This window comes from Pseudofrankia coriaricola, assembly GCF_032027725.1.
Taxonomy (GTDB): Bacteria; Actinomycetota; Actinomycetes; order Frankiales; family Frankiaceae; genus Pseudofrankia.
This window is the reverse complement of sequence record NZ_JASNFO010000091.1, coordinates 1-22905: the sequence shown is the minus strand read 5'-3', so window position 1 is coordinate 22905 and position 22905 is coordinate 1. Positions and strand designations below refer to the sequence as shown.

Sequence of the window (22905 nt, the reverse complement as noted above, 5' to 3'; positions counted from 1 at the left end):
GAGTGTCCCCACGGAGTCCGGTCGCGCGCCAACCGGGCGCCCGACTCCTGCGCCGACCGGCCATTGGTGAGGAGGCACTCTGGACGCGCGGGGCGTTGCCCCCGCCGCGCGCCGTCCGGCCGGGGACTGGCGGGAGCGGGTGCTCGTCGGGCGGCTGTGTCGTCGTACGCCCGTTCTAGGATGGGTTGCCAGATGGCGCCGGGCCGGTACCGGCCCGGCCGTGTGTCGGTGGCTTGCTCTCGCCGTTGCGTCACGGTGGCCGGGGCTCGCGCGCGACGGCACGGCAAGCTGGACGGGGAGGAAGGTCGGCCGATGGTCTCGCTGGACAAGGACGCGTTGCGCACCTTCGGCCGAGAGGTCGCGACGTTCCTGCCGGACCTGGTGTTCATGCTTCGCGGAGTGGTAGTCGATCCGCGCGTGCCGCAGCAGGCCAAGCTCGAGGCGGGGGCCGCGCTCGCCTACCTCGTGTCACCCAAGAACAAGATCACTAACATGGTTCCCCTCATCGGGCAGCTCGACGACGTCGCGGTGGTCGCGTTCGCGTTCCGCCGGCTGGTCGTCGGGGCAGGGGAGCCGATCCTGCGCGAGCACTGGCGGGGAAGCGACCGGGCCTTCCACGCGCTCATCGGGGCGTCATCCGCGCTTGCCAGCCCCGCCGGAGTGCTGCGCCGGGCGAAGGTCGCGACCACGATCGCCACCGCCGCGTTCGGTCGCGTGGGCGGCGTCGGTAGCTGGGGGAAGTTCGGCGGCGGTTCCGACCGTGTCGTCGACGGCGAGGTGATCGGTCGCGTGGACGAGGCCGCGCCGGGCGGCCCGGCGCCGGGCAAGGGCGCCAGCGGCGATCGTCTCCGCAAGTAGGCGCGGGCACTGGACGGCCGGGCGCCCGATGACCAGGTGGCGGCAGTGAGCCCGCGACGCACGCGGCCCGAGCGCCGTGCTCCGCGTTCCGGGCAGACAGGCGACAGCGCGGACGACAACAAGCGGCGGCCCTCCTGGCTGGTCGACGCCGTGGTGGTCGACGGCGAGGACTGGGCGGTCCGCCCGGTGACCGGGGCGGCCAGCACGAAGGCATACCGATGCCCGGGCTGCGACCATGAGATCCCGCCGGGCGTCCCGCACGTGGTGGCCTGGCCGAGCGGTCGGATGGAGCACCGTCGTCACTGGCACACGCCGTGCTGGAACCGGCGCCGCGCTGGCGCCAGGCCCTACCGAGCGCCGTACTGACCGACCCGTGCATGGCGCGGGCCGGTGTCCGGTATCAGGCGCCGATCGGTGCCGCGCGGGTCGGCCAGTACTCCTGGCCGCGGATGGCTCCGCCCGGGCCAGGCACGCCGGGTGGGCCCGAGGGCCTGGTCTCGGCGGTCAGGTCCCGACGGTCAGATGCGGGAGCCGGCCTTGGGCGTGGAGCCGACCGCCTTGGCCTCGTCCACGCCGGGGAGCTCGATCGCGGCGGTGGCGGCGGCCAGCTGGTTGCGCAGCGCGGACAGCTGCGAGGTGACCTGGTCGCGCAGCGCGCCCAGCTGCGAGGTGACCTGGTCGCGCTGGCGCTCCAGCTCGCTCAGCCGCTGCTGCGACTCGCCCTCGAGCTTGTGCGCCTTGCTGCGGGAGGTCTCGATGATGTGTTCGGCCTCGCCGCGCGCGGTCGACACGATCCCGGCCGCCTGCTCATCCGCCTCGCGCAGGGTGCGGTCGCGGGTGTGCTCGGCGTCGGAGACGATCCGCCGGGCCTCATCGAGCTGAGACTCGGCGTCCCTGGTCCGCTCGGACCGTACGGTGGCGGCCTCTTCCTCAGCGAGCATGAGGATCTGGGTGATACGACCCCCGAAGTCGTCCCAGGCGGGCCGGCCCGAGGCCAGGTCGTCGCGGATGCGCGCTGCTTCGGCGGCGGCCTCGGACGCGGCCGCTTCGGCGGCAGCCCGGTGGGCCTCTGCCTCCCGAAGCTGCTCCATCAGCCAGGCGACGTGGGAGTTGACCTGGTGCGGGTCGTAGCCGCGGCGAACCAGGTCGAAGCCGGGGGAGCCCTCGCCCTCGCCGGCCATCGGGATGAGATCGGAGTGCTCGGTCATACGAGACCTGCATTCCAGACGGTGGCGTGGCTAGTCACAGCCGCCACCTTACCGCCCCCCCTTCCACCGCGCGCATGGCCCCTACCCCTTCGCCGGGACCCGCCGGAAGCGCGCTTTCCGTCGCTCCGGCGGCACCTTCCGCGTCTGCTTTCGGTGCTGGTCGTGACGCGGCGGGCAGACATTCCCGCCAGTCGGCGCCGGCCCGCGCATCCGCTGAGATGTCTGCCTGTTACACGTCGTGTTCGGATCGCGCCGGCTCGAGGGGCCACTCCCTAACGCCGCCGACGGGCTGATCCTCCGCACCCGGTATGCCGGTTAGATGCCGTTTGTACCTATATATGCCTGCTTGCGCGATCTGTCGGCGCATCTGACGCCCGGCCGGAGCCCGGTAGCCAGACCAGCGGGTCGGACCTTCCCACCAGTTCGATGTCTGTCCGCAACTTCAGCGTCCGGCCGCGGTCGGGTCGGCCATCACGTTCGGTGCTGGTCGCGGAAGCTGTTCAGACGCTCGGGCATCCACGGATCTGATCGTCAAGCGGCTTGGCGGGTGTGCCCTGTTCCGGTCGCTTGTCCAAACGGCCTAGCCACCGCCGGTGACGGCGCCTTCAGCGCAGCACCAACTCAGCCACGTCCTCAACCCAGCACCACGCCAGCCACGGCTATACGCCTGTGCCCAACACCACGCAGGGAGGACGCTCAGCGTCCGAAAGGCAGGCCGGCGCGTTCAGCGCCCGGACGCCTCAGACGCCGCGGAAGCGGTTGATTGCGGTCAGGTGACGGTCGCGCACGGCCTGGTCGCGGACGCCGAGGCCCTCGCGGGGGGACAGGCAGAGCACGCCGACCTTGCCCTGGTGGGCATTGCGGTGCACGTCGTACGCCGCCTGCCCCGTCTGCGCCAGCGGGTAGACCCGAGACAAGGTGGGGTGGATCAGTCCGCGCGCGATGAGCCGGTTTGCCTCCCAGGCCTCCCGGTAGTTCGCAAAATGTGAGCCGATTATGCGCTTGAGGTTCATCCACAGGTAACGGTTGTCATAGCTGTGCATGAATCCGCTGGTCGAGGCGCACGTGACGATCTGGCCACCTCGCCGGGTGACGTAGACCGAGGCGCCGAACGTCTCGCGGCCCGGGTGCTCCAACACGATGTCGGGATCCTCGCCGCCGGTGAGCTCACGGATCCGCTTACCGAAACGCTGCCACTCCTTCGGGTCCTGCGTCTGCTCGTCGCGCCAGAATCGGTAGCCCTCGGCGGCACGGTCGATGACCAGCTCCGCGCCGAGTGAGCGGCAGATGTCGGCCTTCTTGGGCGACGACACGACGCAGACCGGGATCGCGCCGCCGTTCAACGCCATCTGAGTGGCATACGAGCCCAGCCCGCCAGAGGCGCCCCAGATCAGAACGACGTCGCCCTGCTTCATCGCCGCCCCGTTGCGGGATACGAGCTGGCGGTAGGCCGTCGAGTTCACCAGCCCGGGGCTCGCCGCCTCCTCCCAGGTCAGATGGTCGGGCTTCGGCATCAGCTGGTTGGCCTTCACCAGCGCGAGCTCGGCGAGGCCGCCGAAGTTCGTCTCGAACCCCCAGATCCGCTGCTCCGGGTCGAGCATGGTGTCGTCGTGCCCCTCGGGCCGCTCCAACTCGACCGACAGGCAGTGCGCGACGACCTCGTCGCCCGGCTTCCAGGCGTGCACCCCAGCGCCGGTGCGCAGGACCACGCCGGCCAGGTCCGAGCCGACCACGTGGTAGGGCTGGTCGTGCCGCTTCGCCAGTGGCGACGTGCGGCCGTAGCGCTCCAGGAAGCCGAACGTCGACAGCGGCTCGAAGATCGACGTCCACACCGTGTTGTAGTTGATCGACGACGCCATTACCGCCACCAGCGCCTCGCCTGGCCCGAGCTCGGGCGTGGCCACCTCGTCGAGGTGCAGCGACCGGCGGGGGTCCTTGTCGCGGGACGCCATGCCCTCGAACATGCCCGTCTCGTCCTTGCGGACGACCATGCCCCGGTACGACTCGGGAACGGGCAGCGCGCTGAACTCCTTCTCCCGGGTCTCGGCTGGGGCTGCCTCGGCGAGGATGGCGTCGAGGATGTCCTTCACGGTCTACCTCCGGCAGTCGGGCGAGCGAGCGACATCGCAAGTGTCATCGATTGAGCCCGCTCGGTCGCGCGGAAGGGCGACGTCCGCGTGCGGCTGTGGCCGGCGACACCCGGTCGCCCACGCCGGCCCGCGGCCCCCGCCATCGGCACCGACCCGGTGCTGGTCCGCGCGTTCGACCTGGTCGGAGCCGGAGGCGTCGAACGGTGGAGACCGGCCGCCACTACTGGGGACCAGGGCGCGCGGACCCACTCTCGGGCCGCCTGGAAGCACCGACCGGGCAGGGTCCAACGGCCGACAAGCACGGCTTCCTGGAGAAGCCTGTCTCCCTTGGGCGCAAAGCGGTAGAACGGTGGAGACAACCCATACGGCACGGTCAGCGTCAGAGATGTCGTGACCGCGCCCATGACCTTGGTGGAAGGGTGGCGACCCGTGCCTGCGCGGAGCGACGCCGCCCGTAGCGCCGTCGCCAGGGACGCCGACCAAGCTCTCACCGCCCTGTACTCGGAGCACTACCGTTCCCTCGTCCGCCTCGCCGCCCTGCTGCTCGACGACATCGGCCTCTGCGAGGAGGTCGTCCAGGACGCCTACATCCGCGTCCATGCCGCCTGGGGACGCCTCCAGGACAAGGACAAGGCGCTCGCCTACCTTCGCCAGACCGTCGTCAACCTCGCCCGGTCGACGCTGCGGCGCCGCCTCGTCGCGCTGAAGCACGCACCCAAGCCGATGCCCGACGCCGCCAGCGCGGAGGAGGGGGCCTACTCTCTGGTCGAACGGGCCGCGGTCATACAGGCGCTGCGGGAGCTGCCCCGCCGGCAACGGGAGGCCGTCGTCCTGCGTTACTACGCGGACATGTCCGAGGCCGCCGCCGCCGCCGTGATGGGGTGCAGCGTGGGCTCGGTCAAGGCCTACACGTCCCGGGGGCTGGCCGCCCTGTCGACCAAGCTGGCGGACCTACGGTGAACGGCTCGGAGCAGTCCCAGCTCAGCCCCGAGGAACTGAGCAGGCTGCTGCATGCCGCCGTCGACCCGGTCCGGCCGTCGCCGGAGGCCTATCAGCGGATCCGGGCCGGCGTCGAGCGGCGAGGACGCTTTCGGATACCGCTACTTGCGGCCGGTGGCGCCGTGCTCGCCGGGCTGGTCGTGCTGACCGTGCTCCTGATGCGGCCGTCGCCCTCGTCCCAGGTCGTGGAACCTGCGTCTCGCCTGAGCCTGACGCCGGGGACCGCCGCGCAGTCCGACCCCAGCGTCGGGACGAGCGGCACGGGCACCACCCCCCGCGGCTCGTCCACGCCCGACCCAAGCCAGTCCGCGACGCTGCCGGTCCTCACTCCGCCCGTCAACCCGATGTCGACGCGCCCGACGACCCCCAGCAGCACCGGGCCCGACGAAAACAGCCCGACCCGGCCGCCCCTGACCGGCGGCCGCCCGGCCATCGCCGGTGATGTCGACGGCGACGGCAAGGCCGACACGGTCCGGCTGGCCGGCGCCACCGTCGAGGTGGCCCTGAGCCGTGGCGAGACCGCGACGGTGACCCTGCGGGACGGGGCGACGGCCACCAAGTGGGCCGGCTTTGACCTCGACGGAGACGGCTTCTCCGAACTGGTCGTGCAGACCGGGTCCTCGGGCGGCGTCAACCAGTTCGCGGTGCTGCGTTTCATGGCGCTCGACCAGATCTCCGAGCTGGACGACACCGCGGCGCAGCCGGTCACCACCGGCACCATCTCGACCGGGTCCACGACCACGGGCACCGGGTTCAGCTGCTCGGCCAGCGGCATCCAGCTGGTCGTCGGCACGTCGACGGACGGCGGCGCGAACTACGACGTCACGACGACCACCATCGCCGCGACGATGGACGGGCTGACCAAGGTGGGTACGCCGTTGAGGAGCACCCTGCCCGCCGCCTCCGCGACCCCGTCCTTCGCCGCCCGCTGCGGTAGCTGGTCCAGCTGAGGTGGGGGCGCTGAGCGCCGCCACCGTCGGACGCCGGCGCGCCCGGCCCGCCTGAGCCCGGCGTTGACGTATATGCCCGTGGCTGGTGCTTGTTCCTGGCTGGCGAGGTGGCCGGTTGGCGACGGGCGTTTCGGTAACCCGGTAACCCGCCCGTCGGGCAGCGCGATAGCAGGAACGGGATGGCGCGGAGCGCTCAGGTCGTTGACGCTAGGACGGGCACGTTGCGCTGGGACCGGTGGCGGCCCGCACGGCCGGGCCGGGCAGGCGGTGGTGTCGGGACCGGCGAGGGTGTCGCTGGCCACGCTCCGCCGGCACGTCGGCCAAGATCACGTTATGGTTTCAAGCACAGCGAACAAAGTTTTCCCTCCCTCCCATCGTTCTCTCCAGGAGGCAGCCATGCCTGGTTCGGTCATCGTGGCCGGAGCGCGGACCCCGGTCGGCAAGCTCTCCGGGGCGCTCAAGGGCTTCTCCGCGACCGAGCTGGGCGGGATCGCGATCAAGGGCGCGCTCGAACGGGCCGGTATCGCGGGCGACGCCGTCCAGTACGTCATCTTCGGTCAGGTCATCCAGGCCGGCTCCGGCCAGATGACCGCGCGCCAGGCGGCGGCCAAGGCCGGTATACCGCTGAGCGTGCCGTCGATCACGATCAACAAGGTGTGCCTGTCCGGCCTGGACGCGATCGCGCTCGCCGACACCTACGTCTCCAGCGGCGAGTACGACGTCGTCGTCGCCGGCGGCATGGAGTCGATGACGAACACCCCGCACATGCTGCTGAACGGCCGCGCCGGGATCCGTTACGGCACCGCGCCGCTGGTCGACGCCACCGAGCACGACGCGCTGACCTGCGCCCTCGACCAGGTCGGCATGGGTGTGTCCACCGAGCGCTACAACGTGCCGCTGAACATCAGCCGCGCCGAGCAGGACGAGTTCTCCGCGCTGTCGCACCAGCGCGCCGCGGCCGCCGCCAAGAACGGCCTGTTCGACGAGGAGATCGTCCCGGTCGAGGTGCCGCAGCGCAGGGGCGACCCGATCATCGTCAAGGACGACGAGGGCGTGCGTGGCGACACCACCGCCGAGACGCTCGCGAAGCTGCGCCCGGCGTTCGACAAGAACGGCACGATCACCGCCGGTTCGTCCTCGCAGATCTCCGACGGTTCCTGCGCCGTCGTCGTGATGAGCAGGGCGAAGGCCGAGGAGCTGGGCCTGCCCATCCTCGCCGAGATCGGTCACCACGGTTTCGTCGCCGGCCCGGACACCTCTCTGCAGTCGCAGCCGGCGAACGCCATCAGGACGGCGCTCGCGAAGGAGGGCCTCACCCCGGCCGACGTCGACCTGTATGAGATCAACGAGGCGTTCGCCTCGGTCGGCATCCAGTCGATGCGTGAGCTGGGCATCACCTCCGAGGTCACCAACGTCAACGGTGGCGCGATCGCGCTCGGCCACCCGGTCGGCATGTCCGGCGCACGCATCGCCCTGACGCTGGCGCTGGAGCTTCGTCGCCGCGGCGGGGGCATCGGCGCGGCCGGGCTGTGCGGCGGCGGTGGCCAGGGCGACGCGCTGATCCTGCGGGTGCCGGCGGCTTCCTGACCCGGCCTCGTTCCCAGGTGACGTCCAGGTTGGACACGCCCGGGCCGGCCGCCGGTAGGCCGGCGCCGTACGGGAGCCCGGCAGAGCTGGTCGCCGCGGCGGTCGAGGACCGGTCGCCGCGCGCGGTCGCCCGGCTGATCTCGCTGGTCGAGGACAGCTCGCCGTGGCTGCGGGAGATCTCGCGGCTGCTAGCGCCGCGGACGGCGCGTGCCGAGGTCGTCGGCATCACAGGCTCGCCCGGGGTCGGCAAGTCGACGTCCACGTCGGCGCTGGTGGCCGCCTTCCGGGGGGCCGGCCGGCGGGTCGGGGTGTTGGCCGTCGACCCGTCGTCGCCGTTCACCGGTGGCGCGCTGCTCGGCGACCGGGTGCGGATGACGGCGCACACGACCGACCCGGGCGTCTACATCCGCTCGCTCGCCTCCCGCGGTCATCTCGGCGGCCTGTCCTGGGCGACGCCGCAGGTACTGCGGGTGCTCGACGCGGCCGGCTACGACGTCGTGCTCATCGAGACGGTGGGTGTCGGCCAGGCCGAGGTTGACATCGCCTCGCTGGCCGACACCACGCTGGTCCTGCTGGCGCCCGGGATGGGCGACGGCATCCAGGCGGCCAAGGCCGGCATTCTGGAGATCGCCGACGTCCTGGTCGTCAACAAGGCCGACCGTCCCGGTGCCGACGACACCTACCGCGACCTGAAGAACATGGTCGCGCTTTCCCGGGCCGCCGGGAACGGTGGCCGTGGCCGCGGTGCCGCGCCCGTGCCCGCGCGGGACGCGGGCCACTGGGTCCCGCGGGTGGTGCGCACCGTCGCCGCCGACGGGAGCGGCGTTCCCGAGGTGGTCGAGGCCATCACCGCCCACCGCGGCTGGCTCGCGGCCACCGGCGAGCTGACCCGTCGGCGCGAGCGGCGCGCGGCGGACGAGATCGAGCAGATCGCTCTGGGGGCGCTGCGCGCCCGCTTCGGTGATCCCCGCGGCACGCGGGACCTGGGCACCCTCGCCCAGGAGGTCGTCGCCGGCCGCCTGGACCCCTGGACCGCCGCCGACCACCTCCTTGCCACTCTCACGGGCGGAACGGAGCGGTGAGCGCGATCGGCCGTCATCCACTGATCGACACGCTGGGGCTGGCTCCGCACCCGGAAGGCGGCTGGTACCGGCGCACCTGGGCGAGCCCCGACGAGATCCCCGCGCATGGCGGTACCCGCGCGGTCGCCACCTCGATCCTGTTCCTGCTCCAGCCGGGCGAGGTGTCCGCCTGGCACCGGGTCGCCTCCGCGGAGATCTGGCTCTGGCAGGGCGGCGGCCGTCTTGTCCTCACCCTTGGCGGCTCGGGCCCCGATCCCGTCCCCGCGGAACGGGTCGTCCTGGGCCCCGATCCGGCCGCCGGTGACGCCCTCCAGGCGGTCGTTCCGGCCGGCCACTGGCAGACGGCCCAGCCCGTGGCCGGGGAGGCCGTCCTCGTCGGCTGTGTCGTGGCCCCCGGGTTCGACTTCGCCGACTTCGAGCTCCACAGAGGGCCACAACCAGCCTGAGTGGCAAGCACGGAGATCGGCGGCCGGGCCTCGGGGAGCGACCGACTCGACCGGTGACGGCGCATCAGCGCTGTGCTGACTCAGCCATCTCGTCAGCCCTCGAACAAGCCCGACCACCGCCATACACGCCGGCCCGAAACCACGTAGGGAGCAGGGTTCCTGCCGGATCGCGAAGCCGGGGTCCCTGCCGGATCGCGGAGCGATCTGGGAGGTCTGCTGGGAGGTCGGGCTCCGCGCCCGACGGCCGCGCCCGGTGCCGGGCGCGGAGCGCCCGGCACGGGACGGCCTCAGGCGGGGCGCCGGGCGGCCGGGTGGTGGGGGGCGACCGGTTGGTGCCCCAGCGCCGGAACCGTGGCGGTGCCCGCGGCGCCCTTGACCGCGATGACGAGGGCGCCGGTGTCCATCGGGGAGGGAACGACGTCGCGGGCGCCGGCCTGGCGCAGCCGCAGGACCTCGACCGGGTCGTCGGCGGCCGACAGCACGACGGTCGGGATCGCGCCGGCCGTCGGGTCGACCGCGAGATGGGCGAGCAGCTCGGCGGCGGTGGTGTCGGGGAGCTGCTGGTCGATCATGATGAGGTCGGGCCGCGCGCGGTGGACGGCGTCGAGCGCCAGCACGCCGCGCGGCACGCTGACGGTGTCCGCCGCGAAGGTGCGGGTGAGCGTCTGGCTCACCTGGGCGCGCATCGCCGGGTCGCCGCTTATGTGGACCACGCGCATGCCGGCGTCGGTGGGGACCCGGCCGCCGATGCCCGGCGGGAACATGTCCAGGTCGGGGTCCGGGTGCGGGTAGCGGACGTCGACGGCGTCGAGCACCACGGCGAAGACGCTGCCGACGCCGTGGCGGCTGGCGGCGGTCAGCACGCCGCCCATCGCCGTGACCAGTGCGTGCGAGAGGGCGAGCCCGAGCCCGCTGCCCTCGATCCGAGAGTGCTCGGCGCCGAGCCGCTCGAAGGGGCGGAAGAGCCGGCTCATCGCCTCCTGGGGGAGGCCCTGCCCGTCGTCCTCGACCTCGATGCGCAGCCGGCCGCCGGTGACCGGGACGATGCCGACCCGGACCGTGCCGCCGTCGCGCCCGTACTTGATCGCGTTGCCGAGCAGGTTGAGCAGCACCTGCCAGAGGCGGCGCCGGTCGGCGTCGGCGACCAGCGGCTCGGCGGGGTCGATGACCCGGCGGATGCCGCGCCGCTGGGCGAGCGGCTCGACCAGCTCGACGACGCCCTCGACGATGTCGAGGACGTTGACCGGCGCCTTGGTGATGTCGCCGCGGCCGGCGCGCAGCCGGGCGAGGTCCAGCACGTCGTCGATGATCGCCTGCATGTGCCGGCCGCCAGTGATGATCCGCTGGACGTCGTCGAGCACGCCGTCGGGCAGCTGCTCGAGCTCGAGCAGCTGGGCGAAACCGAGCATGGCGTTCAGCGGGGTGCGCAGCTCGTGTCCCAGCCGGGCCATGAACTCGTCCTTGGCCCGGGAGTCCCGCTCGGCCGCGGCCCGAGCCTGTCGGTCGGTGGTTTCCCTGGCCACGAAGACCACCCAGCCGGCCCGGTCGGCCCGGATCGTGACGTCGAACGGTGCCGGGTTGCCGGCCATGTCGAGCAGGTTGGCCGAGCCGCGCCACTCGCCCGTGTGCGTCAGCGTGTCCAGCACCGCGTCGGGGGCCGCCTCGGCTGAGGGCTCGACGACGCCGGCGAGCTCGCGTAGGCAGGTGACCCCGGCCAGCCGGTCGCCGAGGAAGGCGCGTGCGGCCGCGCCGACATCGAGGAGCCGGCCGTCGGTGCCGACTACAACCACGAGGTCGTTCAACGCGTCCAACAACGTGCGGGTGCTCACCTGGACCACATCCCGTTGGGCTGCCCGTGGCGCGAGATCCCTTCGGACCGACCGCGACGGTGTGGTGTGGCTGGACGGAGGGACACGGCAGTGCCCGCCGAGACCCCTCGGCGGGTCAGCGCTGCCTGTGTCCGTCCCACGGCGGCCAATAGTAGGGCGTGCCGTCATCCGGCGTTGTGGCGGGTTTGCGTAGCAAGGCCGGCCGTAGCTTCATCGTGGACCGCAGCGCGACCATTCGTTACCGCTGCCGGCCGGGCTTGGCGCTTACGTCACGTGCTGGATCGTGTCCGCCGCCACGCGTGTTCGAAGCGTGCCCGATGACGGCGAGGCGGCCGGTTGTGGGTACGTATCGTAGTTCCCGCTATGTGGTCGGCCCTCCGCCCCCGCCGACTGGCTGGTCGGAGCCTCGGCGCGAGCCGAAACGTTGGGCGCCCGCCAGGTAGCCGGTCTCCGACCTCGCGGCGGACTTCTCTGATCGCCGAACTCCCGGCCGGCCTCCTGGAGACCTCGCGGAGCCGAGGCGGCCGCCGGACCGGCGGGCCGGACAGGGCGGAACCGGCGGGAGCGGGATCGGCCGCGACGCGGACGTGGTAAGCCGAGACCATGCTTGTGGCGTTCAGCGTGACCCCGATCGGTGCGGGCGAGGATGTCGGCGCCTTGGTGGCCGAGGCCGTCCGGGTGGTGCGGGCCAGTGGCCTGCCGAACGAGACCACCTCGATGTTCACGACGATCGAGGGGGAGTGGGACGAGGTCATGGACGTCGTGCGCAGGGCGACGGCGGCGGTCGCCGCCCGCGCCGGGCGGGTGAGCCTTGTCCTCAAGGCGGACATCCGCCCTGGCACCGTCGACGCGCTTCATGCCAAGGTGGCAACCGTCGAGCACTATCTGGAGCCCTGACCGCGGCCCGGCGTCGTCGCGGCGCGGGTGAGTTCGTTCCCGGGGGCCGGGTTAGTGATCATTTTGTGCGGCGCCCGGCCGCCGTGGGCGACGGCGCGGGCCTGGCCAGCGGGCGATGGCCGGCTGGACGCGGAGAAAACTCTCGCGGGCGCCGCGGCCAACGTGCCGTGGGAGATGTCACGATGGTAGGTATGCAACGTAGGCCTCCTGTCCCCGGACGCCCGCCAGGCGCACAGCCCTCGCGTGCCCAGCCCTCGCGTGCCCAGGCCGGCCCGCTCCCGGACCGGCTCGGTGGGCTGCGGCTGGCTGGCGCGGTGCCGCTCGACCCGAAGCCGGCATCGCCACCATCGCCACCACCGGCGGCGGCCCGCCAGGCCGCGGCCGGCGCGCCTCCTCCCGGTGCCCCGGGGGGTGGGGCGCCCGGCGGGCCGATGGTCATCGACGTCACCGAGGCGACCTTCGCCCAGGAGGTCGTCAACCGGTCGATGCAGGTGCCGGTGGTGCTGGACTTCTGGGCGTCGTGGTGCGGCCCGTGCAAGCAGCTCAGCCCGGTGCTGGAGCGCCTGGCCGAGGCGGACGGCGGGCGGTGGGTGCTCGCCAGGATCGACGTGGACGCCAACCCCGGCCTCGCGCAGGCCGCCGGCGTCCAGGGCATCCCGGCGGTGAAGGCCGTCGTCGGCGGCCGCATCATCGGTGAGTTCACCGGGGCGCTGCCGGAGCGGGAGGTACGCGGCTGGCTGGACCAGCTGCTGGCCCTCGTCGCGGAGGCGCTCGGCGGCGAGCCGGGTGCCGCGGGCCCCGCGGGCGACCCGAATCTGGCCGCCGCCGACGAGGCACTTGAGCGCGGCGACCTGCCGGCGGCGGCCGCGGCGTTTCGCGCCCGCCTCGCCGAGGCGCCGGCCGACCCGGAGGCGACCCTCGGTCTCGCCCGGGTGACCCTGCTTGAGCGGGTCGGCGGGCTGGACCCCGCGGACGTGCTGCGCCGGGTCGCCGCCAACCCCGACGATGTCGACGCGGCTCTCGCCGCCGCCGACCTGAGGATCGCGCAGGGGCAGGTCGAGGAGGCGTTCGGCCAGCTGGTCGCGTTCGTCCGGCGCGCCTCGGGCGATGAGCGCGAGAAGGCTCGTGCTCACCTCGTCGGCCTGTTCCAGGCCCTCGGCGACGCGGACCCGGCAGTGGCCCCGGCCAGGCGAGCCCTGGCAGCGGCTTTGTTCTAGCTGGTTCGCGGCTCCGCCCCAGCCGGGATGGTTGGCGGACGTGGGTCGGGGTTGGGGTCGGCCGGGGTTGGACGGGAAGGTTGTTGCTGGGGTTGTAGTCGTAGTTGGGCGGGGTTGGGCGGGAAGGTTGTTTTTGGTTCGCTCCGTCCGGACGGAGCGCTCCGGTCCCGTACTCGCTTCGCTCCCACGGGACCTCCGCGCGCCGTCCTCCTGCGCTCACGGGCGCTGCGGCGACCTCGCTGCGGCCCCCCTACGTCGCTTCGCTCGTAGGAGGGCCTCCGCGAGGCGCGCCTCCGCGCCCAGCGCGGTTGCGTTCTGTCGCACGTCACGAAGCCGAAGCCGCACGCCGGGCGGGACCATTTCGCTGCGCTCGTGGTCGCGCCTCCGGGGACGTCCCCACGAGCGAAGCGAAGTGGCCCTACGGATGGGTCTGCTTCGGACGGGTGACGTTCAGCGGCGGGTGACCGTGCTGGGCGCGGAGGCGCGCCTCGCGGAGGCCCGGCCACGGAGCGAAGCGAACGTGGTTGGGCCGCAGCGAGGTCGCCGGAGCGCCCGTGAGCGCAGGAGGACACGGCCCGGAGGTAGCCCGCGAGCCGCCAGGCGAGCGGGCTGCCGGAGGGCCGTGCCCGGACGGAGCGAACCAGCAACAACCTTCCCGACCGGCCCGAGGCTTGTTCCGGAGCGGACCAGAAATACCCCTACTCCTCACCCTCGTATGCGAACCAGATGGTCGCCAGAGCCGGGAGGGTGAGTGGGGCCGAGGCGGGCTGGCCGTGGTGAGGCTCGTCGGAGGCATACACCGCGCCGAGGTTGCCCTGGCCGGCGCCGCCGTAGCCGCTGGCGTCGGTGTTCAGGACCTCCCGCCAGCGCCCGGCGCGGGGCAGGCCGAGCCGGTAGCCGTAGTGCGGTGCACCGGAGAAGTTCGTGACGCAGGCGAGCATCGTCGGCCCGTGGCCGGCGGCCGCGGGCTCGGTCGCGGCGGCCTCGGGGCGCGGGGGTGCCCCATGGGAGTTCGGGTGGCCGGTCACGGGCTGGTCGCCGAGGCGAAGGAACGACAGGACGTTGTTCTCGGCGTCGTTGGCGTCGATCCAGCCGAAGCCGCTCGGCTCGTTGTCGCGGGTCCACAGCGCCGGCGTGGCGCGGTAGGCGCGGTTGAGGTCGGTGACCAGGCGGGAGACGCCGCGGTGGCCCGGGTCGTCGAGGCGGTACCAGTCGAGCGTTGTCGACTCGTCCCATTCCCGCTCCTGGGCGAACTCGCTGCCCATGAACAGCAGCTGCTTGCCGGGATGTGCCCACATGTAGGCATAGAGCGCGCGCAGGTTCGCCAGCTGCTGCCAGCGGTCGCCGGGCATCTTGCCGAGCAGCGAGCCCTTGCCGTGCACGACCTCGTCATGACTGAACGGCAGCATGTAGTTCTCGGAGTAGGCGTAGACCATCGAGAACGTGACCTGGTTGTGGTGGTACATCCGGTAGATGGGCGCCTTGGTCATGTAGTCGAGCGTGTCGTGCATCCAGCCCATGTTCCATTTGAACCCGAAGCCGAGGCCGCCGAGGTGGGTCGGGCGGGTCACGCCGGGCCAGGACGTGGACTCCTCGGCGATCATCATCGCGCCGGGCGCCTTGCGGTAGACCGTCGCGTTGACCTCCTGCAGGAATGCCACCGCGTCCAGGTTCTCCCGGCCGCCGTGGATGTTCGGCACCCATTGGCCCTCTGGGCGGGAGTAGTCGAGGTAGAGCATCGAGGCGACGGCATCCACCCGCAGGCCGTCGATGTGGAACTCCTCGAACCAGTACAGGGCGTTCGCGACCAGGAAGTTGCGTACCTCGGAGCGGCCGAAGTCGAAGACGAAGGTGCCCCAGTCCGGGTGCTCGCCGCGGCGCGGGTCGCCGTGCTCGTACAGCGGCGTGCCGTCGAACCGGCCGAGGGCCCAGTTGTCCCGCGGGAAGTGCGCGGGCACCCAGTCGACGAGCACCCCGATGCCGGCCTGGTGTAGCGCGTCCACCAGGTAGCGGAAGTCGTCGGGGCTGCCGAACCGGGAGGTCGGCGCGTAGTACGCGGAGACCTGGTAGCCCCAGGAGCCGCCGAACGGGTGCTCGGCGACCGGCAGGAACTGGACGTGGGTGAACCCGGTTTCCTTGATGTAGTCGACCAGCTCGGTGGCCAGCTGGCGGTAGGACAGACCACGGCGCCACGAGCCCAGATGCACCTCGTAGACGGACACAGGCGCCGCGTGCCAGAGCGTGCCGGCGCGTTCGGCCATCCACGCCTCGTCCGACCAGGAGTAGTCGGATTCGTACACCACGCTGGCGGTCGCCGGCGGGGTCTCGGTGTGCATGGCCATCGGGTCGGCCTTCTGCCGCCAGACCCCGTCGAAACCGAGGATCTCGTACTTGTAGCGGGTGCCGGTGTCGATGCCGGGCACGAACAGCTCCCAGATGCCGGTGTGGCCCAGCGAGCGCATCGGGAAGGCTCGGCCATCCCAGAAGTCGAAGTCGCCGACCACCCGCACGCCGCGCGCGTTGGGCGCCCAGACAGCGAAGCTGATCCCGCTGACCACCCGGCCGTCCTCGGCGGCGTAGCGGCGCACGTGCGCGCCCAGGACGGTCCACAGCCGCTCATGGCGGCCTTCGGCGATCAGATGCAGGTCGATCTCGCCGACCGTCGGCAGGTACCGGTAGGGATCGTCGACGAGGTAGCGCCCGTCGGGGTAGCCGACCTCCAGCCGGTAGTTCGGCACCTGGCCCCAGGGGACGGCGACGGCGAAGACACCGCCGCTGTGCAGCCGGGTCGCCTCGTACCGCTCCTCGCCAACGACCACGGCGACGCCCACCGCGTCCGGGCGCAGGGCCCGCACGATGGTCCAGTCACCGGCCTGGTGGGCGCCCAGGACCCCGTGCGGGTCATGGTGGCGCCCGTTGACCAGCCGGTCGAGGTCGGCGCGGGGCAGGTCAACATCGGGCCGCGGGGCGAGGACAGCCGGCGCGGCGGAGGCCGGCGGGCGGCCCTCGGCGGCCGGCGACCGTCCGGCCGCTCCGTCTGAGCTCGCGGGCTGCCCGGCCGTGGCGCCCACCATCTCGCGGGCCGGGCCGGCGGCCGATGGCCTGGGGCGACCGTCGTCGGTGTCGATCACTGCTTCTCCCAAGCTTGTCCGGCTTGCGTCACCAAATTTCTCGCCGCGGCGGCCGAGGGCCGCGCGACCGGGCCTGCCGGCCCCGTCCCCTGGCGGTTTCACGTGGTATGCCCCCGGAACGGGGTCGCCACGCGAGGCCGCGCGGGCCTCATACCGCGGCCGATCCCGTCGCCAGCGGCGGGCGCAGCGAGGTGAGGCGGCGCACCGCCCCGAGTGGGATCTCTATCCAGGCCGGCCGGTGCCGCGCCTCGTACAGCACCTCGTAGACGGCCTTGTCGAGTTCGAAGGCGCGCAGCGCGACCTCGAACGCCGCCAGGTCGAGACCGCTGCCGGCCTGGTAGCCGGCGAGGAAGGCTCCCTGGTTGCGGTCGGCCCACTCGCGGGCGCGATAGCCGAGCCCCTCCTCGCCCTGGCGCTCCAGCAGCATTGACTGGGCCGCGTAGTCGAACGAGCGGAGCATGCCCGCGATGTCGCGTAGCGGTGAGGCCAGCCGGCGCCGTTCCGGCACCGGCCGGGCGGGCTCACCCTCGAAGTCGAACAGCACCCAGCCGCTGTCGGTGCGCAGCGCCTGGCCCAGGTGCAGGTCGCCGTGGACCCGCTGGAACGGTGGCGCCGAGGTCTCGGTGGCCAGCGCCTCGAAGGCGGCGCGGGCGCCGGCCTCGTAAGGGGCGAGCCGCGGAACGCCGGCCAGCGCCACGTCGAGCCGGGAATGCAGTTGGCTGGCTGTCGCGCGCAGCGTCGCGCGGTCGACGGGGACGGTGGGGAAGCAGCGGGCGAGCAGCGTGTGTACCTCCGCGGTGGCATGGCCCAGCCGCTCGGACTCGCCGGCGAAGTCACCGCCCACCTCGTCGGCGTGTAGGTCGCCCTCGGCGTAGAGGTCCCGCACGCTCGTCTGCGCGAGCTTCCAGCCCTCGGTGCCGCTTCGCAGGTACTCCTGCATGAACGCGAACGTGGTCGGCCCGTCCGGGTCGCCGCCGGCGGTCTCGATGCCCGCGGCTGCCGCCTCGGCGGCGGCCGCGTCGTCCTCGGTCGCCTCGGTCGCCGAGGTTGCGGAGGCGGGTCCGGAGAGGCGCCCGTCGAGCCAGGCGAGCGGGCGGGCGACGTGCGGGCTGCCCGCGTCGGCCAGCGCCCTGGTCACCTCGAGGTCGGGGTTCACACCAGGCCAGAGCCGGCGGAACACCTTCAGGATGTACGCCTCGCCATAGATGATCGACGTGTTGGACTGCTCGGCGCCGACGGAGTGCGCCGGCAGCTCGGCCAGCGGCGTCACGGCATGCGCGGCCAGCCCGTCCCGGCTGCGCTGGGCGGCGAGGAAGTCGAGCAGGGCGGCACTGCCGTCCGGGTCGTGCAGCCCGTCGTAGACCAGCCCGCTCGATGCCTCACCCAGCAGGAAGCCGGAGTGCCCGTGCGGCGCGTCGGGCCGGATCACCAGCGGGACCTGGTAGTTGTCGGCCGGCCCGCCGTCGTCATAACGGACCTCGACGACCAGATGGCGTAGCAGGTCGGAGACCCCGACGTCCTGGCGGATCTCCAGTCGCGCGCCGGGGCGGCCCTTGCCCGCGAACCAGCGCTGTTTGGGTAGCCAGTCTGTCAGCAGAGACCCGAGCTCGGAGTGGTCTCGCACGGTCGACCTCCCTTTGGCCGGAGGCAATGCGATCATGTTTTCGCCGCACTGCCGGAGGCCTACGCGATGTCACAGGTCCAGGAGCGGTGCGACCCAGTGGCAGGTTGGTCGCACAGCCGGAGAGCCGTCGTCCCCGGAGCCGCGGGCCGGGTTCCCGCGGGATCGGCTTCGCCGGTCCCGCGGGTCCGTGATCCCCCACCGACCGGGTGAACCCGAGCGAACCGGGGTCAGAGTGGGCGGATCGACGGAGGAGGTACTCCCCGCGTGCATCGGATGTAAGCACTGTTCAGTTCAGTGGTTCCCCCGAGAGGCCGACCAAGACCGGCGACCTTGCGGCGGCCGCTCCGGCTGCCCCCAGCGGTCCGGCTGAAGTTCGAGCTTGACGTCAGTGGCCGGCAGCCGCCCTGGGCGGACGGGATCGCCTTCGGCGAACATATGCGGCGCCCACCATGAAGCCGGCCTTCGCCAGCGGCCGCGGTGGGCCGCACCGGAACGGGCGTACTGCCTGTCTGTCAACCTAACGGACATGCCGCCCGGGAGACAGCACTTGTTCAACTGATTTTCGCGGGGATGGCAAACGGTGCCCAACCGTAGGCAGTCGCCGCGCGAACCTGGCGCTGACTCAACCAGACCCAGGCGCTTCCCACGACGACAGCCCTCTGCTGGAACCATCGGACGCGCGGTGCCCGGCGGACAGGGTGCTTCGTACCCCTCGTTCAGGGGGTGAATTCCCCGGCCGTCGTGAGGGCGAACCAGTAGTGGCCGTGGCCGGGCAGGGTGAGCAGGTAGGGCAGCTCGCCGATCGGGGGGAAATGCACCCGGCCGAGCAACTCCACCGGAACCATTCCCTCGAATCGCCGCAGGTCCAGCTCCACCGGCTGGGCGAACCGGGAGAGGTTCGCGACGCACAGCACCCGGTCGTCGCCGAGGGTACGCACATAGGCGAACACGGACGGGTTCGACGCGGCCAGTTCCTCGAAAGCGCCGAGGCCGAAGACCTGGTGCCGTTTGCGCACCTCGATCATCCGCTTCGTCCAGGACAGGAATGACGTCGACAGCCGCGTCCCCGCCTCGACGTTCAGGCCCTGGTAGCCGTAGACCGGGTCCATGATCGGCGGCAGGTAGAGCCGTGCCGGGTCGGCGGTGGAGAAGCCGCCGTTGCGGTCCGGCGACCACTGCATCGGGGTGCGCACACCGTCCCGGTCACCCAGGTAGATGTTGTCGCCCATGCCGATCTCGTCGCCGTAGTAGATCACCGGGGAACCGGGTAGCGACAGCAGCAGCGAGGTGAACAGCTCCATCTGGTCGCGGCTGTTGTCCAGCAGCGGGGCGAGCCGGCGGCGAATGCCGATGTTCGCCTTCATGCGCGGGTCTTTTGCGTACTCGGTGTACATGTAGTCGCGCTCCTCGTCGGTCACCATCTCAAGGGTGAGCTCGTCGTGGTTGCGCAGGAAGATGCCCCACTGGCAGTTCGGCGGGATAGCCGGCGTCTGCGCGAGGATCTCGGAGATCGGGTAGCGCGACTCCCGGCGCACCGCCATGAAGATGCGCGGCATCAGCGGGAAGTGGAACGCCATGTGGCACTCGTCGTCGTTGCCGAAGTACTGCACGACGTCCGACGGCCACTGGTTCGCCTCGGCGAGCATGACCCGGTCGGCGTACTTGGCGTCGATCTCCTTGCGGACCCGCCGCAGGTACTCGTGGGTCTCCGGCAGGTTCTCGCCGTTGCTGCCGTCCTGGACGTAGAGGTAGGGCACCGCGTCGAGGCGGAACCCGTCGATCCCGAGATCCAGCCAGAAGCGCAGGACCTCCAGCATGGCGTCCTGGACGTCGGGGTTGTCGAAGTTCAGGTCCGGCTGGTGGGAGAAGAACCGGTGCCAGTAGTACTGGCCGCGCACCGGGTCCCACGTCCAGTTGGACTTCTCCGTGTCGACGAAGATGATCCGGGCGTCCGGGTAGCGGTCGTCCGTGTCCGACCAGACATAGAAGTCGCCGTACGGGCCCGCCGGGTCCGACCGCGACGCCTGGAACCAGGGGTGCTGGTCGGACGTGTGGTTCAGCACCAGGTCGGCGATGATCCGGATACCCCGCCTGTGTGCCTGGTCGACCAGCTCGACGAAGTCCCCCAGGTCCCCGAACTCGGGCAGGATCTGGAAGTAGTCGGAGATGTCGTAGCCGCCGTCCTTCAGGGGCGACTCGTAGATGGGCAGCAGCCACAGGCAGTCGACGCCGAGCCACTGCAGGTAGTCCAGCTTGCTGATCAGTCCGCGGATGTCGCCGGTGCCGTCGCCGTTGGAGTCGGCGAAGCCCCGGATCAGCACCTCGTAGAAGACCGCCCGCTTGTACCAGAGCGGGTCGCTGGAAAGCCGGTCGCCGAGCAGCGGCTCGGCTCCGGTCTCCGGCCCGGCCCCCGGCCCCCCGTCGCCAGTCACGAGCGCCGCGCCAACGTCAGCACATGCGCTGGCTCGACGAACGGGTCGAGCCGGACGTAGTTCTCCTTGCCCCACGTGTAGGTGGCGCCAGTGATCTCGTCCCGGACGTCGAAGGTGTCCCACCACTCGAGACCGAGGGCGGGCATGTCAAGTCGCACTGTTGTCTCCCGGGCCGCATGCGGGTCAAGGTTGACGATGACGATGACGACGTCGGCGTCCGGTCCGGTTCCGGACCGCTTCGAGTACGCGATGATCTCGTCGCCATCCGCATGGTGGAGGTGCAGGTTGCTCAGCCAGTGCAGTGCCGGGTGGGCGCGCCGGACGGCGTTGAGCCTGCGCAGGTAGGGCGCGAGCGACGCCCCGCTACGTTCGGCCGCGGCCCAGTCGCGCGGGCGGTACTGGTACTTCTCCGAGTCGAGGTACTCCTCGCTGCCCGGGCGTACCGGCACGCGCTCGTAGAGCTCGTACCCCGCGTACACGCCCCAGGTCGGGGAGAGCGTCGCCGCCAGCGCCGCGCGGATCCGGAACGCCGCCTGGCCGCCGTGCTGCAGGTACTCGCTCAGGATGTCCGGGGTGTTCACGAAGAAGTTGGGCCGCATGTAGTGCGCGCCCTCGACGAGCTCGCGAGCATACTCCTCGAGCTCCCACTTCGCATTGCGCCAGGTGAAATAGGTGTACGACTGGGTGAATCCCACCTTCGCCAGCGTGTGCATCATGGCCGGCCGGGTGAAAGCCTCCGCGAGGAAGAGCACGTCCGGCTCCGTCGCCTTCACCTCGCGGATGAGCCACTCCCAGAACTCCACCGGCTTCGTGTGCGGGTTGTCCACCCGGAATATGCGAACACCGTGCGCGGTCCAGTGGCGGACCACTCGCAGGACCTCCCGGTAGATGCCCGCGGGGTCCGTGTCGAAGTTCAGCGGATATATGTCCTGGTACTTCTTCGGCGGGTTCTCGGCGTACGCGATCGAACCGTCGGAACGCACCGTGAACCATTCTGGGTGCCGCTTGGCCCACGGGTGGTCGGGAGCGCACTGGAGTGCCAGGTCCAGCGCGACCTCCATGCCCAGCGAGCGGGCCCGCGCGACGAACTGGTCGAAGTCCTCGAGTGTTCCCAGGTCGGGGTGCACGGCGTCGTGGCCGCCGTGCTCGCTGCCAATCGCCCAGGGCGAGCCCGGGTCATCGGGGCTGGGGACGAGGGTGTTGTTCGGGCCCTTGCGGTTCACCTCGCCGATCGGGTGGATCGGCGGCAGGTAGACGACGTCGAAGCCCAGCTCGGCGATCGCGGGCAGCCGTTCCGCCGCGGTGAGGAAGGTGCCCGAGCGGGGCGGGTCCAGGGACGCGCCCTCGGACCGGGGGAAGAGCTCGTACCAGCTCCCGTAGAGCGCGCGCTCGCGGTCGACCCAGACCCGCTGCAGCGGTGAGCGGGTCACCAGCTCCCGCATCGGGTAGCGGGCCAGCAGGTCGGTGAGCTCCGGGTCGCACGCGGGGGTGATGCGCGCGAAGGGATCGTCGACGGAGTCGTCGCGCAGCGCGGCGGCGGCGCGCGCCACCGCCGCCCGCTCGCTCTCGGGCACCCCGGGCAGCGCGCGCAACAGCAGGCGCGCGCCGTCCTCGAAGTCGACGGCAAGCTCGTCGGTGGTCTGTCCCGCGCCCACCTTCAGCTCGATGCCGTGCACCCAGGTCGCGAGGGGATCCGCCCACGCCTCGATCCGGAAGCCCCACAGGCCCTGCGCGGTTACTGTGAGATCGGCTTCATAACGATCGGTTCCGGCCGCGACCAGCCGCATCCGGGTGAACGGTGCGCCAAGCCCGTCTGGGCCTGACAGCACCGCGTTCACCCCGATGAGGTCGTGACCTTCCCGAAACACGGTAGCGCCCACGGTGATGGTTTCGCCGATCACCGCGCGCGAGGGCCAACGGCCACACGAGACGGCCGGGGTGACGTCGGAGATGACGACCCGGCCTACTGAACGTCCGATCATCACATCGACCTTATCCAGGCGAACCACGCCCCAATGATCCGCCTCCCAGATGGCAAATGGCGACACCCCAACGTGAACTCAGTGAGACCACCGGATGCCCCAAGTTGTGGGCCGGGAGGGCGTACCCTGGGTGCGTCCGCGCCAAGGGGTCGGTCGGCCCGTGGTCGATGTTCCCAGGTTGGGCCGACGAAACCACGTAATCCGCCGCCAGATGCGCACCGGCTCGGGCACCGGCCGTGCCGACGCCGTCCACCGCGGTGTCCCGCCGACCGACCGTGGTGGACCGACGGACGCGAAATCGCCCGTTTCCATGGCACGTTCGGGCTGTGACATTGGTTCGCTCCGTGCGGGCGGCGCGCTCCGGCCCCGTACTCGCTTCGCTCCCACGGGACCTCCGCGCGCCGTCCTCCTCCGCGAACGTGCGCTCCGGCGACCTCCGCTGCGGCCCCCCTACATCGCTTCGCTCGTAGGAGGGCCTCCGCGGAGGCGCGCCTCCGCGCCAGCTCGGTTGCTCGTCGCCGTGACGTCACCAACCCAAAGCCGCAGCACGCGCCAGCCCCCACCACGCGTCGC

Annotated in this window: 16 protein-coding genes; 9 read left to right on the top strand and 7 right to left on the bottom strand. The window is 71.7% G+C overall.

The window, feature by feature from the left end; genetic code table 11:
- The first annotated feature begins 312 nt into the window (after positions 1–312).
- Entirely contained in the window at positions 313–858 is a 546-nt protein-coding gene (locus QOZ89_RS37435; protein WP_071050168.1) for a YkvA family protein, read from the top strand.
- 45 nt (positions 859–903) lie between these two features.
- Entirely contained in the window at positions 904–1224 is a 321-nt protein-coding gene (locus tag QOZ89_RS37430; RefSeq protein WP_071050169.1) for an Rv1322 family protein, read from the top strand.
- Positions 1225–1376: 152 nt separating this feature from the next.
- On the opposite strand, the gene QOZ89_RS37425 is transcribed toward QOZ89_RS37430, so the two are convergent.
- Both QOZ89_RS37425 and ccrA read right to left on the bottom strand, forming a co-directional pair.
- Positions 1377–2066, bottom strand: coding sequence for an ATP synthase subunit B family protein (locus tag QOZ89_RS37425; protein ID WP_071050170.1), 690 nt, complete (start codon positions 2064–2066; stop codon positions 1377–1379).
- Between the two features lie 740 nt (positions 2067–2806).
- Positions 2807–4156, bottom strand: coding sequence for a crotonyl-CoA carboxylase/reductase (gene ccrA, locus QOZ89_RS37420; RefSeq protein WP_071050171.1), 1350 nt, complete (start codon positions 4154–4156; stop codon positions 2807–2809).
- A gap of 402 nt (positions 4157–4558) precedes the next feature.
- Between ccrA and QOZ89_RS37415 the strand changes: the two genes are divergently transcribed.
- From QOZ89_RS37415 to QOZ89_RS37395, 5 genes are all read left to right on the top strand, one after another.
- Complete coding sequence (locus QOZ89_RS37415; protein WP_071050172.1) at positions 4559–5116, top strand: SigE family RNA polymerase sigma factor; 558 nt, start codon at positions 4559–4561, stop codon at positions 5114–5116.
- Entirely contained in the window at positions 5113–6105 is a 993-nt protein-coding gene (locus tag QOZ89_RS37410) for an FG-GAP repeat domain-containing protein (RefSeq protein WP_071050173.1), read from the top strand. The genes QOZ89_RS37415 and QOZ89_RS37410 overlap by 4 nt, the downstream gene beginning before the upstream one ends.
- A 396-nt stretch (positions 6106–6501) precedes the next feature.
- On the top strand, positions 6502–7692 hold the full coding sequence (locus QOZ89_RS37405; protein ID WP_071050174.1) for an acetyl-CoA C-acetyltransferase: 1191 nt from the start codon (positions 6502–6504) through the stop codon (positions 7690–7692).
- A gap of 17 nt (positions 7693–7709) precedes the next feature.
- Entirely contained in the window at positions 7710–8774 is a 1065-nt protein-coding gene (gene meaB / locus QOZ89_RS37400; RefSeq protein ID WP_312628685.1) for a methylmalonyl Co-A mutase-associated GTPase MeaB, read from the top strand.
- Positions 8771–9220, top strand: coding sequence for a cupin domain-containing protein (locus QOZ89_RS37395; RefSeq protein WP_071050176.1), 450 nt, complete (start codon positions 8771–8773; stop codon positions 9218–9220). The genes meaB and QOZ89_RS37395 overlap by 4 nt, the downstream gene beginning before the upstream one ends.
- A gap of 287 nt (positions 9221–9507) precedes the next feature.
- Here the strand turns inward: QOZ89_RS37395 and QOZ89_RS37390 are convergent, their stop codons facing one another.
- The gene (locus QOZ89_RS37390; RefSeq protein WP_083418989.1) at positions 9508–11049 is read right to left on the bottom strand and encodes an ATP-binding response regulator; all 1542 of its coding nucleotides are present in this window, start codon (positions 11047–11049) and stop codon (positions 9508–9510) included.
- A 603-nt stretch (positions 11050–11652) separates the two neighbouring features.
- Between QOZ89_RS37390 and QOZ89_RS37385 the strand changes: the two genes are divergently transcribed.
- Both QOZ89_RS37385 and QOZ89_RS37380 read left to right on the top strand, forming a co-directional pair.
- Entirely contained in the window at positions 11653–11946 is a 294-nt protein-coding gene (locus QOZ89_RS37385) for an MTH1187 family thiamine-binding protein (protein WP_071050177.1), read from the top strand.
- A gap of 182 nt (positions 11947–12128) precedes the next feature.
- Positions 12129–13163, top strand: coding sequence for a tetratricopeptide repeat protein (locus QOZ89_RS37380; RefSeq protein ID WP_083418995.1), 1035 nt, complete (start codon positions 12129–12131; stop codon positions 13161–13163).
- 698 nt (positions 13164–13861) lie between these two features.
- On the opposite strand, the gene glgB is transcribed toward QOZ89_RS37380, so the two are convergent.
- The 4 genes from glgB to QOZ89_RS37360 all read right to left on the bottom strand — a co-directional run bounded on the left by glgB (position 13862) and on the right by QOZ89_RS37360 (position 22332).
- Positions 13862–16294: a 1,4-alpha-glucan branching protein GlgB gene (gene glgB, locus QOZ89_RS37375; RefSeq protein ID WP_312628675.1), complete on the bottom strand. Its 2433-nt coding sequence runs from the start codon at positions 16292–16294 to the stop codon at positions 13862–13864.
- Positions 16295–16442: 148 nt separating this feature from the next.
- Complete coding sequence (locus tag QOZ89_RS37370) at positions 16443–17954, bottom strand: maltokinase N-terminal cap-like domain-containing protein (RefSeq protein WP_397428917.1); 1512 nt, start codon at positions 17952–17954, stop codon at positions 16443–16445.
- A 680-nt stretch (positions 17955–18634) separates the two neighbouring features.
- Entirely contained in the window at positions 18635–20350 is a 1716-nt protein-coding gene (treS, locus tag QOZ89_RS37365; RefSeq protein ID WP_397428916.1) for a maltose alpha-D-glucosyltransferase, read from the bottom strand.
- Entirely contained in the window at positions 20347–22332 is a 1986-nt protein-coding gene (locus QOZ89_RS37360; protein ID WP_312628671.1) for an alpha-1,4-glucan--maltose-1-phosphate maltosyltransferase, read from the bottom strand. The genes treS and QOZ89_RS37360 overlap by 4 nt, the downstream gene beginning before the upstream one ends.
- Positions 22333–22905 lie beyond the last annotated feature (573 nt).

What these genes read in the sequence shown, in the direction of transcription:
- QOZ89_RS37435 (WP_071050168.1), top strand. Translation starts at nt 313, where the DNA reads ATGGTCTCGCTGGACAAGGACGCGTTGCGCACCTTCGGCCGAGAGGTC.
- QOZ89_RS37425 (WP_071050170.1), bottom strand. Translation starts at nt 2,066, where the DNA reads ATGACCGAGCACTCCGATCTCATCCCGATGGCCGGCGAGGGCGAGGGC.
- QOZ89_RS37370 (WP_397428917.1), bottom strand. Translation starts at nt 17,954, where the DNA reads ATGATCGCATTGCCTCCGGCCAAAGGGAGGTCGACCGTGCGAGACCAC.
- QOZ89_RS37415 (WP_071050172.1), top strand. Translation starts at nt 4,559, where the DNA reads ATGACCTTGGTGGAAGGGTGGCGACCCGTGCCTGCGCGGAGCGACGCC.
- QOZ89_RS37405 (WP_071050174.1), top strand. Translation starts at nt 6,502, where the DNA reads ATGCCTGGTTCGGTCATCGTGGCCGGAGCGCGGACCCCGGTCGGCAAG.
- QOZ89_RS37360 (WP_312628671.1), bottom strand. Translation starts at nt 22,332, where the DNA reads ATGATCGGACGTTCAGTAGGCCGGGTCGTCATCTCCGACGTCACCCCG.
- QOZ89_RS37385 (WP_071050177.1), top strand. Translation starts at nt 11,653, where the DNA reads ATGCTTGTGGCGTTCAGCGTGACCCCGATCGGTGCGGGCGAGGATGTC.
- QOZ89_RS37380 (WP_083418995.1), top strand. Translation starts at nt 12,129, where the DNA reads ATGGTAGGTATGCAACGTAGGCCTCCTGTCCCCGGACGCCCGCCAGGC.